The sequence below is a fragment of the Pedobacter sp. GSP4 genome, assembly GCF_051857575.1.
In the GTDB taxonomy this organism is placed as follows: Bacteria; Bacteroidota; Bacteroidia; order Sphingobacteriales; family Sphingobacteriaceae; genus Pedobacter.
Genome location: NZ_JBPZIR010000002.1, coordinates 1 through 12,004, shown reverse-complemented (window position 1 = coordinate 12,004; position 12,004 = coordinate 1). Strand labels below are relative to the sequence as shown.

The following is a 12,004-nucleotide window of genomic DNA, read 5'->3' as shown; positions in this document are numbered from 1 at the left end:
TTTCAAATATTTGTTCCTTCTGTTAAATAATAAGGGTAAACAATATTGTTCCGTGTATTGGTGCTTCTGATGGTGTAGGTTACCACCAGGTTGATGATCCCAAATTCCACGTTTTTAAAAACATCAAGTTTATCGAGTTTAATGCGCGGCTCGTAATAAATTATGGCTCTCCTAATCCGCTCGGTAATGCGGGTAACCAGCGTAACATTAATCGGTTCGAAAATTAAATCTTCCACGTTGCAGCCATACTCGGCCTGCATTACCCTTTCGCCTACAGCTGTTCCGAAAAGAATTTCAAGGCTCTGGTTAATATCTGCAACATCGCTTACCATACTCGTGGCAAAGCGGTTAACGCCATCGTACTTAACGATTTCTGGTGGGAATGCCCAGCCTTTGCCTAAAAAATTGCTTTCTGTATCCATTGCTAACCAATTGAAACTGTTGGACATCCTACCACGGCACTTGCGCCGCATATACACGTATCGCCTGTTCTTACTGCAGGCAAACCACCTATCAGCACGGTTGCGCTTCCTGCCGGGAAAGGACTTACCGTTGGCTGGTGGCTATTGGGCGGCAACACACATACATGGTTATCGCCAACTACACTGGCTGGCATACCACCAATTAATACTGTTGGTACCCCAGGGCCAATAATTGTTCCGCCGTGGTTGGTGGTATCGGTAACTCTTGCTGCGTTTGCCATGTTTAATTTATTTGTACCATACTTCCTTTAACTTTTGTAATGGCCGAAGAACTCACTTCGGTGCCTGCGCTTCCGCTCAGTTTTAATTCCGCGTTGGCATTGGTGGTGATGTTGGTTCCATCTATTTTAAAATCGCCCGAGGCTTTCAGGGTAATATCTTTTATGCTTTCGATCTTAATCCCATCGGCACTCATTTCTATTTTATTGCCGTTAATGTCCTGAATGGCCACCTGTTTCCCGTCTTCATCCAGTGTGATAAAATTCCCCCCGGGTGTTTCAATCTTGATGATCTTCTTATCATCATCAAACAAAACCTGCAATTTAGATCTGGTAGACAATCCCTTTAGGTTATTATCATCTTTAGCTTCTAAATGAGGTGGGAATGCGCTGCTGTACAGCCTGCCCAAAATCACGGCATCACGCGGGTCATCGTTAATAAAACCAATAATTACTTCGTCGTTTATTTCGGGGTTCCAAACCCATCCATGATCTTTTCCGGCATCAACGCTGGCCAATCTTGCCCAAATCCCATCACCTTCCTGTGCTACGGTGGGCAGGCGCACCCTTATCCTGTTTTCCCCATCCGGATCGCTTTCCAACTGGGTAACGATGCCGATCTGCAGTCCGTTTACTGGCGGAATAATTCCGGTAGCCTGCTTTTCTACAATGTCGTCAAAATTGTAACTGTGCAGTTTTTTATCCAATCCAAACTGAACATGGCTGTACCAGGCGGCTTCGCCAGAGTAGGAATGGATTACCCCGGTAACCCAGCATTTGCCACTAAAGCGATCGCCAAGGCCCATCAGTTCTACAATAATGCCGGGCTTTAACTTACTATCGCCCTGCACCCTAAAATTTCCAATAACACGGTTTAGCCTGCTTCTAAATAACTGGGCGGTTGCCCATTCGGCCGATTCTTGCTCGGCGACGTTTCCCGAATGGTATAAGCTATTGTCTTCCCAGCCCAATACCTCTGCAAGATCATCGCCCGATACATTTCCCTGTTGCGGTAAGGTTTTAGCCGCCGATATACTTTCTTTAACTTCTTGATCGGTATAATTCCAATTTTTGGTGGTTACCTGCGGATATTGTGTGCGGGCATCCATTTGGGCTTCAAAATCATAAATTTCTGTTCCGTAGGTGTAAGTTGCCGTACTCTGTTGACCTGCATCGGGCATACCAATGGTTAATTTCCCGGCCTCGGTTATTACCAAGGCACTGTTCAGTTCGGCCCGGGTGACGATAAAATCCCAATTGCTGCAATTAAACTGCACAAGCTGTTTGTGCTGCAGGTCCAAGCCATCAATATCGGCGGAAATTCCGCTTTGCCCAACCAGATCGGTTATTGCATCGCTATCGCTCACCTCTTCCCATATTTTATTTTTCCGGCCAGCGGTAAGTTTAATGGCCTTATCGCGGCATTCTATTTCCATCTGACTGCCTTCCTCGTTGGCCTTAATGGTCTGGCTGATGATTAAGCCCGAGAATATCACTTCGTTTTCGCCATTATAACCTGCAGCAATACTGATTTCGGCACCCGGAATAAAATCGGCCCCATTGCTCAATTCGAAATTCTGCGAAGCAGCACTGCCATCCATTACCACCACAGTGGCTTTGGGTATGGCATTAACCATATTGGTTACCACAATTTCCAAAATACCAACAGCATCGGATAAAGCTTGTCCGTTTATGGTAATGCTAAAACTTTGTACTCCTGAGTTAGCTGGCATGGCATTTATTTTTCAATAGGTGGAAAGGAAATATTCTGTCCCTGTTTTAATTTTCTGAAATTGTTCAGTTTATTGGCTTTGGCCACTTCTAAATAATATCGATCCGTTTTATAAATATGGTACGTCATTAAGGGAAGCGAATTATCGCCTTCTACGTTTCTGTAATGTGTTAAATCGGGCGAGCTGCGCCTTTGTTCGTTAGATTGCTCGGTAAGCGAGGTATAACTGGTAAAAGTGCAATCGGTTTTGGCCCTCAAGGGTTTCCCGGTATTATCAAATAAGGTATAAGTAACCTTAACTGCCGTAAGCATGCCCTGAAAAGTAAGCTCTCCCCAATGTATTTTCAGGAAATTTGGCTGATGTGTATCTTCTTTAATCTTAAAACAGGTATCGATAAATTTCTCAATTACCTTATGTACCGTTTTATTGCTTTGTACATCACCCTGAAAAGTAGAATTACCCGAATAGGAAGCAGATGTTGCATCCCACAACAAATCGAGGTTTAGCTCTTTGCCCCGGGTTGATTTAAATTCCCCTACACCATCGGCGGCATTAACGGGCGCTGCATTATCGAGCTCGTTTTTATAATCGATGAAATACGTATTGGGATTATACAATACCTTAAATGTTTCGATTGGTGAACCCGAAAAATTATGATCAGAATAAACATCGATTACGAGTTTTTCTAAATTACCCAATTCATCATGCAGCTGACTTAAAGCCATAATTACCTCTCATTCTTATTTTTGATCTGCAACCTCAGCTCTTCCAATGCCTTTTTTATTTTCTTATCCGTTACGGTTTGCCCTGTTCTGCTTGGTGGTGCAGAGCCGGCCACGTTATTGGTTACGGTAGCGGTAATGTTCAACTCTCTAATTTCTACTGGCATATTAAAAATCTATTAAACTTCTACCCGTCTAAAATATTGATGGGCAAACTCAATGCTTTCTATCACCAAACCATTCTGTTGTGCATTAAAACCTTCAATGCTCCACCGTACCGGATAGGCATTTACAAAGTTCCAGGCCTGCAATGGCTCGTGTTCATCGTTAAGCAGAATCAGCGTGATATCTTTCGGGCTAAACGTAAAACTTTCTACACATTCTTTAAACCAGTGCATGGCCTTTGAGTTAAACAACAAACCCCGTTTTAAGGTAAGGTTGCTATAGGTTATGGCCGTTGGCAGCTTGTGCGCAAAACGGTTTTCGCCGCCTTCCTTATATTCTTCTGTGGTAATGTTGGCCTCTAAACCTGTTGCATCTGTAAAGCCTATATCATCTACCCCATCGTAAGATAAACCCTCTATCTGCAGGAGGAAATGAAAACCAACCGGAGGAAAGGTGGGCTGTATTTTGCCTTTTAACGCCATGCCCTAGGTAAATTCGATGCTCAAACCTTCGTGTACCAGTTCTACAGTTTCAATGGCTACTTCGTTCCCTGTTGAATTTAGGGTTGGCCCATCTACTTTTGATGGCCATGCACGCCTAACTTTCCAAACTACTACAGGTTCGTGACTTTCATTCAGTAAACTGATGGTAAGGTCTCTCCGCTCAATTTTATTTAAGCTTACGGTATTAAACCATTGAAAAAGTTCATTGTCACCTTTGGTGATGCCCCTTTTCATGGAAATAGCAGTGTATTGCTGCATTCCTGGCATTTTGGTTACATGGTATTCGGGAGAGTTTCCTTCACGGTAATCTATTGATTGGGTTTCGACTGTTAAACCACTAACCTCCGTAAAACCAATTCGTGATCCGCCCCATTCCACCTGAAAGTGAAACACCGGCAATGGATAAGTATTTGCCATAATTTTATAATTTATGATGTATTATTCTTGTAGTTTATGTGAAAATTTCAGGATGATAAATTCTGCCGGTCTAACTGCGGCCATACCGATTTCTACATTCATCCTGCCCTCCAAAATATCAAGCGAAGTCATGGTCACGCCCAATCCAATCCTGACGAAATAAGCATCATCGGGCTTTGCTCCCTGTAAGGCACCCTGACGCCATAATTGGTTTAAAAAATTCTCGCACATGGCTTTAACCCGCAGCCAGGTATTGGCATCGTTTGCTTCAAAAACAACAAACTCAGTGGCTTTTTTTACGCTTTCTTCAACAAAATTGTAAAAACGCCTTACTGATATATACCGCCATTCGTCATCGTTTCCGGCCAAGGTGCGGGCACCCCAAACCAAAGTTCCTTTCCCTGTAAAAAAGCGGATTACATTGATTGATTTGCCTGTAGTTGGATCGATATTAAGGGTTTCCTGCTGTTGTGCAGTAACCTTTAAAGATGGACCTGTAACCATTTTTATACTCTCGTTGGCCGGGGCTTTCCAAACACCACGGTTATTATCCACGCGGGCCATAACTCCGGCCACTGCACTTGATGGAGGCAAATCGATTACGTTTTTATCTATCTCGGCTACCAACGCGCGATAGGTACTTAAGTCCATAGCTTTTATAGCCGCCAAGGTTAAGCCATTGTACGGTCCATCGGCTGCATTTACCGCATGTTTTACCACTATGCTATCATCATAGCCATAGCTCAATGTACTCTGTAGCCATGGATAATAAACCGCACCGTATTTTAAATAATCCATACTGATATCATCGCGTACTACACCGGCATCGGTAAAGGGAGAATCTGTAAGTACCCAGGCATCAAAAATGGCAATACGATCTTGCAGTTTAGCACATTGTGCCAAGGCATAATCATAAACATCCTTATAACCAGAAGTAGCCCCAAACGAAGTATGCCTATCGGTGAGTACGAGCATGGTTGGTTCATCTACCTTGGCTATTGCATCTAAACTGGCTTTAGCGGCTACATTGGTTACGGTTGAAGCATAATTACCGCTCGAAACAATGTAGCAAGGCCCACCGCCATTTGCATAAAACATTTGGATGGCATAGTACATGTACCGGCCGCTTACTGCGCTTTTTTTAGCATCGCAGGTAATTACCCGTTTTACTACTTTACCACCAACTTCGGTATCGGTTATGGTAGGTATGCCTGTAGATTGAAAAACAGCAGTTTCTGGATTGGCCCCACCGAAATATTTTTGATAATCGAGAAAAGAAGTAATGCGGATGGGCGTTGGCAGTTTACCTACAGCCGGCAGAATATCGTTTCCGTTTTCATCTTTAGCAAATTCAGTTCTACCCATAAAAGCAGGAATTGCCGTTTCAACAGGTGCTATTGATGCAGGCAGTTTACTTATTTCCTCTATATAAACGCCAGGGGTTTTATAATTGGTTGCCATAATTTTAAGATTTTGCTAATAGGTGAGAAAATTTAAGTACGATAAATTCTGCAGGCCTAACTGCAGCCATGCCAATTTCTATGATCAGCCTTCCTTCTAAAATATCGAGCGCCGTCATGGTGATGCCCAGGCCAACATTCACAAAAAATGCATCTTCAGGTTTGGCACCGGCCAAAGCGCCCTGCCGCCAAAGTTGGTTTAAAAAGTTCTGGCACATGGTTTTTACGCGCATCCAGGTTTTGGCATCATTCGGTTCAAATACCACAAACTCAGTTGCTTTCTTTATCGATTCTTCTACCATGATAAACAGCCTTCTAACGGGCACGTAACGCCATTCATTATCGTTTCCGGCCAAAGTTCTGGCTCCCCAAACCAAAGTTCCCCGGCCAGCAAACCTTCTAATTACATTTATACTTTTGCCCGAAGTAGCGTCAACATTGAGGTAATCCTGCTCCTCATCACTAATGGTAATCAAAGGCTTATCAACCGTTAACACGCTCACATTGGCAGGTGCTTTCCATACGCCGCGTTCGCTATCTACCCTGGCTATAACACCCGCCATAATACCTGATGGGTAAAGGGGCACGGTATAGGCATCTAAGGCAGCTTTTATCTGGTTGAACAGCACAAAATCATTGCTATCAAAACCGCCTTTTAAAAAGGGATCGCTTACAGTAATTCTTGGTATATTTCCCTTCGGATCATAAGCAATGGGGATGGTATTGCCTGCACTGCCCGCTGTTTTAGCTGTAATGGTTACTACTGCAAGGTTAACCGAGCTGTCTATCAAAGTGGCTAAATCGGTATTGGCTGCAATTGCAGTTCTTAAAGTACCTGCTGTTGCGGCTTCATCGGCTCCAATAGCTACGCCTGTAGGGCCAAAAGTAAAGCTAAAGCCAGCAATAGAAATAGAATGTCCGGTTAATGTTAAGCCATCTACGGTAATGGTTGCGACAGCTTTTACGGCAGCAACCGGGGCCGCGGTATCAATAACCTTGGTAATTGATTTTTTTGCATTCACCACTTTTTTGTAGATACCTAAATTATTGCCACTGCGGTTGTCGGCAGCAATTTTGATATCAGCATCTGCCACGCGGTTATAGCTGGCCCCACTTTGTATCTGCGGGTAATAGGCTGCGCCATATTTAAGGTTATCGGCACTCACCAAATCATTTCTAAATTTATCGGCCACCAGATAGGCTGTTGCCTGTCCCGCCTGTGGTGCATCTAGCAAGGCAAAGCGATCTTGCAGCTTTGCACACTGGGCAAGCATCGCATCATTCAACTCTTTAATGTCTGAGTTGGATCCAAGCGCAGTAATTTCGGGGATAAGCAATAGTGTAATCTCATCTTCGCGCTCGCAGGCCTGTAAACCCAGCTTTAACTCTGATTTGGCTATATCCGGCGTATCTTCAAAAGTACCTACTGATACCACCCAGCAAGCACCACCGCCATTTTCATAAAACATCTTTACATGGTAGTACAACAAATAGCCCGAAACGGTTGTAGCTGGACTAACATCAATCTTTGGCAGTAATTTTCCCGGTTCTGGCTCGTTAATGGTTACTTCGAGCACTTCGGGAAAAGCACCACCAAAAAAAACTTCAAACTCCAATAAGGAAGTAACCCGAACCGGCGTATTAATGGCAAAAGCCACTCCGTTTTTTTCACGCTTTGCGGTATAACCGACAAAGCCCGGTATTGCGGTTTCTACTTGTGCTATTGATGGGGGTATTGTCGAAATCTCTTCAATGTATACTCCTGGATGTTTATATGTTAGCGCCATATCATAATGAATTATTTTTAAACATATACATATATTTTACTCTCCTCGCCCGCCTGTTTTTCGGGTATCGGATTTGGCAAATTCTTGGTTAAAATAACTTCTGTTCCACCGTCCTTTTTACTCAGTTCTAAGCCTATTTTCACTTTTTGGTAAAATGGAATCTTTACGTTGCTTTTAAAGAGCAGTATATCCGCGTCGGCAATTTTATTAATGGGATCAGGATCGTTTGCCGGTATGGGATTGCCGGCAAAGGTATATTTAGCATAAACCGGGTTTCCGCTCGGTGTACCATCTAAGCTTTTATCTTTTACCAGCAGGTCAAAATCATCCAGATCTATACCGCTTTGGTTAACCACATAGTATTTCCAGATGGTAGATTTCCTTAAAAAACGGATGAAAAACTTGGTTTCCGTAACTGCGGCATTGCTTGCAGGCAGCTTTAATTCGAGTACCCCAAAAATGGATTGGGCACTTAAAGTATTGCTTTTAAAAATTTTATAGCTCAATAAATCATTTCCGGTATCGGCTGCATTTTTAATCGATATACTGTACAGGCCATCCGGCAATCGGCTCATATCCAGCAGTTTTTCAAAAAAGTCACTGCTATTCACTGCAATTTTATACGGACCACTAACGGGCTGCCCATCGGTATCGAAGGCAATGACCAGGTTATTTGTGGTTGATGAATTTACCCTTAACGTAGCCCCGGTATTGGCCGGCGGAAGGGTAAAAGTCAAATTCATTAAATCGCCCACAATCCCGTCTATAATCTGGTATTTAAGATCAGGATTTAAGGCATTATTCGAAAAGTAGATCTTTTTATTGCTTAAAAATTCCTTATCAGGAGCCGTTTCATTGAGCTGTGTAATACCCAAAAACTTTGCGGCCTGGTTAAGAAAAATGCCAAACTGCAGTGTCGTATCAGCAAATACTATTTTAGTTTTTAAATTATCGCCTACTTCGGTAATTACATTAAAACCGCTGTTAAAGGCTTTTAGCAACCAGCGCTGGTTAACCATTGTTTTTTGTGAGGCCATGGTGGGCACAAAGCGCAAATCGTTACACAAATTATCTTCGTAGTAATTGTGCTGCACATTAACTGAAAGCAATTTGCGATAAGCCGTCATAACTTGGTTTTTGTGTTTAATAAAATATTTTCCACTATTCCATCTGGCACCAATTGAACATTTTCCTGTACGGTAATCATCCTTATTTTGTATAAAACCGAAGGCAGGTAACTATGCCCTATAATGCTCCAAAAATGATTCATCTGTTCAAAATTGAAGCTAAAAAGCTCAGCACTTAAACGTTCTATGTTGCTATCCATAGTGGCCAGTAAAGGGGAATTGGCTTGGGTAAATACATTTTTGCTTTGAAAAAAGGAAATTACCTGCGAAAGCTTTTTTAAGCCTTCCAAATAATCCAATGTTGGCGATTCCGTACCGGCCTGGTTAAAATTTGCAGAAATGAGTACGTACAGGTTCAGGTAAATATCCGGATTACGGGTTTCTATTTCACCCATCATGTTCTTCACGGTAACGCGCTGATCTTTGATGGCCCTATCCTCTTCAATGTTCATTAAAGTTATGCCCATTGTTTTTTCGGGAATGGCCAGTTTACCCTCCGAAACAATGCTACTCACCACAATAAAATCATCATTTGCTGTGTTGGCAATATGGTTTAAATATCCATTTATTTCTCTCGAAAGGAAGTCCAAAGCAGTGTTAATCATAGATAAAAAAGTTGAGCAGATTTGTTTGGTAATCAAACGATTAACATAAACTTAGATAGGAAAACCGCTATAGTTATTAACATTTTAAAAAAAAGTTATCAACAATAAAAAAGGAATAAAAATGGCCTATTGCAAATTATTTAAGCACTTATTTCCTAGAAATCAATCGACGAAAAACCTAGTTATTAACAGCCTAATTATCAATTGTTTAAAATAGCTTAGGGGAATAATTCGAGTTTTTTGGTCACGGCAATTTATATTTTCACCAAAACAGCACTAAAACTCGGCGAAAAATGCATAAAAAAGGCTCAAACAGCCCAAAAAAGCGCATTATTAATAATACACGGGGAAAATATTTTTTGATTTCAGCAATAATCCCGTGATATGAACTAGAAATAAAAAATACGGATGACAATTTTTAGAAAGGTTTCTGCATGGATGGATGAGCAGCTTGCAATACCTGCTAGCCATAAGCTACTTATATCAGCTTTATAGATTGAGAAGGCTTAAATTTCGGTTCTTGTTACCACCAGCTTGCGCGCAATTGTACCGTAAACAATAAGGTATTGCGCAACCATGTAACTGGCCATAATTAATGCGCCGGCCTGCGGAAAAGGCTGGGCAAATTTGTTTACAGCCAAGGCACTATCAGATAGCAGAAAAGATAAGGCCCCATACAAAATCAATTTAAAACTAAAAATATTCACCTTGCCGTAGCGGTTAACAGCCATTATAGCCATTACCGTAATGATAATAGCATACATTAAAACCGGAAACTGCATGGCCCCAAGCATTGGCTGCAGGTAAAAAAACAAACCCGAGCAAAAGATGGCAAATACGCCTACAGCCCACAAAAAATAAGGTGTTTTATGCTTTGGATTGGACTTATGATCTAACGTAAATGCCCTGATGTAAAATATATGGCAAACCAAAAAAGCAACTAGGCCATAAATAAAAAAGCTGGGATGTTCACTTTGCATCATCAATAAAACATCTCCCAACCAGGCAAAAATAAGTCCGGTGAAAATCCTTTTGTGAAAACGGCCTTTTAAATTGGTTTCCAGATAAAGCCAGATCAAAAGTATCACTACAATAAGTGGTTTAGAGAAACTCCGCAACTGGGTATTGCCTACATATTCGGCATATAGCTGAACTACAAAAACTAGAAAAAAAATAAATGAAAATAATTTAGTCTTCATCGGAATTGGGGTTTGCCTTTTGCAAATTGAAAAACCAAATTACGGATATTAACTGGATGCCAACAAAAATTACTTGATATCCGACAGGAAATTTCAGCAGCAATAACAATAAGATACTAAATATCAGCCTAAAATATTCGAATTTAACCTGCCATTGTTTTTGCTCTAACAAAGCGCCGCAGGTAATTAAGGTGAGTAAAGTAAACACCGTTGCCGATATTAAGGAAAGCGATTCCATTTTAGCATACGAAAATAATATGGCCGAACCTGCGGCCAAAGCTACAACAAATTGTGCCAGCACATAGCCTGTTAGTTTGGATTGATACTCTGGGTTGTACTTCCTGTATTTTTCGGCGTTAATTTCTGGTGCCTGCTGAAAACCGCCCAAATGTGCCGGAAACCAACCCGGAGGCTTTAAAAACACTTTAATTTTATCACTCATTTTAGGCGATTCCTTAGCCGTTTTGATCAGGTCGTCCCAGTAATGAAGATTGGCCCAAACCGGGTTCCAACTTGCCAAAGGTTTGGTTATACCATAATAAACCTCTTCTTCTTCTTTTTGAAAAGTGCCGAAAAGCCTGTCCCAGATAATTAGCGTACCTGCATGGTTTTTATCAATGTACTTTGGATTAGAGCCGTGGTGTACCCGATGGTGCGAAGGCGTATTTAAGATGTACTCCAAAAATCCCATACGTTTAATGGCCCTGGTATGTATCCAAAACTGATATAAGGTATTAAACGAACTCAACGTTAAAAACATAATCGGATCGAAACCGACAAAAGCCAAAGGCAAATAAAACACCCAGCTAAACCACCCTTGAAACCAGCTTTGGCGTAAGGCTACGGTTAAATTATATTCTTCTGATTGGTGGTGAACAATATGGGCTGCCCAGAGTGCGTTGACCTGGTGGCTCATCCGGTGAAACCAATAATAAAAAAAATCGACGCCAATGAATAAAAGTATCCAAATCCAAATGGTTTTAGGCAGTTCGAAAAAACGCCAATGTTCAAAAATGTATTTATAGCCAAAAAACAGCGCCGTTTTCATAAATATGCCCGTAAGCTGCTGACCAATCCCCTGACTGAGGTTTGCAATACTATCGTTAAGCCGGTAATAGTTTAGCTTTTTATAGAAATTATAAGCCAGTTCTATACCTATCAGGATGAAAAATACCGGAACAGATAACGCAATGTAATCTACTTTCATAGCATCAGGAGAAAAATATTTGGTTAAAATTATTCAGAAAGAGCTTAAAATTACTCATAGTTTATTTAAATGCCAAGGTCTTCGCTATGTTACCATTAACAGCCCAATAGAAGAACCGTTATTTTGATCCGATAGCTATCGGATGGAGCCAGCCAATTTTTCATTGGCGGTGAAACTATAGACACAGATTTAGCTTCGCTGAGCACTTCGTGGTTCTCGACTACCTTACACCCGATAGCTATCGGGTCCGCTCGAAATGATTGTTATGATAAAAACAAATTTTAAGCAGCTATATTATAATTGTTTTTATAGCTCTCCTGGTTTTTTATAACTGCTGCAACTCTGAGCGCTATTTTGTTTCTGACCGCGTTAATTATGC

Annotated in this window: 13 protein-coding genes; all 13 read right to left on the bottom strand. The window is 41.5% G+C overall.

The genetic code is table 11. The annotated features are described in order from the left end of the window. Window positions 1-2: 2 nt before the first annotated feature. The 13 genes from ACS5PU_RS03680 to ACS5PU_RS03620 all read right to left on the bottom strand — a co-directional run bounded on the left by ACS5PU_RS03680 (window position 3) and on the right by ACS5PU_RS03620 (window position 11,625). Window positions 3-422 (bottom strand): GPW/gp25 family protein, encoded by a 420-nt coding sequence (locus tag ACS5PU_RS03680; RefSeq protein WP_439457921.1) that lies wholly within the window; start codon window positions 420-422, stop codon window positions 3-5. A gap of 2 nt (window positions 423-424) precedes the next feature. Beyond that, window positions 425-703, bottom strand: a complete 279-nt coding sequence (locus tag ACS5PU_RS03675; RefSeq protein ID WP_439457920.1) for a PAAR domain-containing protein — start codon at window positions 701-703, stop codon at window positions 425-427. 2 nt (window positions 704-705) lie between these two features. Continuing rightward, window positions 706-2,433, bottom strand: a complete 1,728-nt coding sequence (gene vgrG / locus ACS5PU_RS03670) for a type VI secretion system tip protein VgrG (RefSeq protein WP_439457919.1) — start codon at window positions 2,431-2,433, stop codon at window positions 706-708. Between the two features lie 5 nt (window positions 2,434-2,438). Beyond that, complete coding sequence (locus ACS5PU_RS03665; RefSeq protein ID WP_439457918.1) at window positions 2,439-3,158, bottom strand: CIS tube protein; 720 nt, start codon at window positions 3,156-3,158, stop codon at window positions 2,439-2,441. A 2-nt stretch (window positions 3,159-3,160) separates the two neighbouring features. Further along, window positions 3,161-3,322, bottom strand: a complete 162-nt coding sequence (locus ACS5PU_RS03660) for a DUF5908 family protein (protein WP_439457917.1) — start codon at window positions 3,320-3,322, stop codon at window positions 3,161-3,163. Window positions 3,323-3,334: 12 nt separating this feature from the next. Further along, window positions 3,335-3,802 carry a phage tail protein gene (locus ACS5PU_RS03655; protein ID WP_439457916.1) on the bottom strand — a complete coding sequence of 156 codons (468 nt, stop codon included), beginning with the start codon at window positions 3,800-3,802 and terminating at the stop codon, window positions 3,335-3,337. Between the two features lie 3 nt (window positions 3,803-3,805). After that, window positions 3,806-4,240 carry a phage tail protein gene (locus ACS5PU_RS03650; protein WP_439457915.1) on the bottom strand — a complete coding sequence of 145 codons (435 nt, stop codon included), beginning with the start codon at window positions 4,238-4,240 and terminating at the stop codon, window positions 3,806-3,808. A gap of 21 nt (window positions 4,241-4,261) precedes the next feature. Then, on the bottom strand, window positions 4,262-5,701 hold the full coding sequence (locus ACS5PU_RS03645) for a phage tail sheath family protein (RefSeq protein WP_439457914.1): 1,440 nt from the start codon (window positions 5,699-5,701) through the stop codon (window positions 4,262-4,264). Between the two features lie 4 nt (window positions 5,702-5,705). Next, window positions 5,706-7,487, bottom strand: coding sequence for a phage tail sheath C-terminal domain-containing protein (locus ACS5PU_RS03640; protein WP_439457913.1), 1,782 nt, complete (start codon window positions 7,485-7,487; stop codon window positions 5,706-5,708). Window positions 7,488-7,504: 17 nt separating this feature from the next. Continuing rightward, window positions 7,505-8,614: a hypothetical protein gene (locus ACS5PU_RS03635; RefSeq protein ID WP_439457912.1), complete on the bottom strand. Its 1,110-nt coding sequence runs from the start codon at window positions 8,612-8,614 to the stop codon at window positions 7,505-7,507. Continuing rightward, window positions 8,611-9,219 (bottom strand): DUF4255 domain-containing protein, encoded by a 609-nt coding sequence (locus ACS5PU_RS03630; RefSeq protein WP_439457911.1) that lies wholly within the window; start codon window positions 9,217-9,219, stop codon window positions 8,611-8,613. The genes ACS5PU_RS03635 and ACS5PU_RS03630 overlap by 4 nt, the downstream gene beginning before the upstream one ends. 506 nt (window positions 9,220-9,725) lie before the next feature. Continuing rightward, on the bottom strand, window positions 9,726-10,418 hold the full coding sequence (locus tag ACS5PU_RS03625; protein WP_439457910.1) for a lysoplasmalogenase: 693 nt from the start codon (window positions 10,416-10,418) through the stop codon (window positions 9,726-9,728). Then, on the bottom strand, window positions 10,408-11,625 hold the full coding sequence (locus tag ACS5PU_RS03620; RefSeq protein ID WP_439457909.1) for a sterol desaturase family protein: 1,218 nt from the start codon (window positions 11,623-11,625) through the stop codon (window positions 10,408-10,410). Before ACS5PU_RS03620 ends, ACS5PU_RS03625 begins: the two co-directional genes overlap by 11 nt. Between the last annotated feature and the right edge of the window lie 379 nt (window positions 11,626-12,004).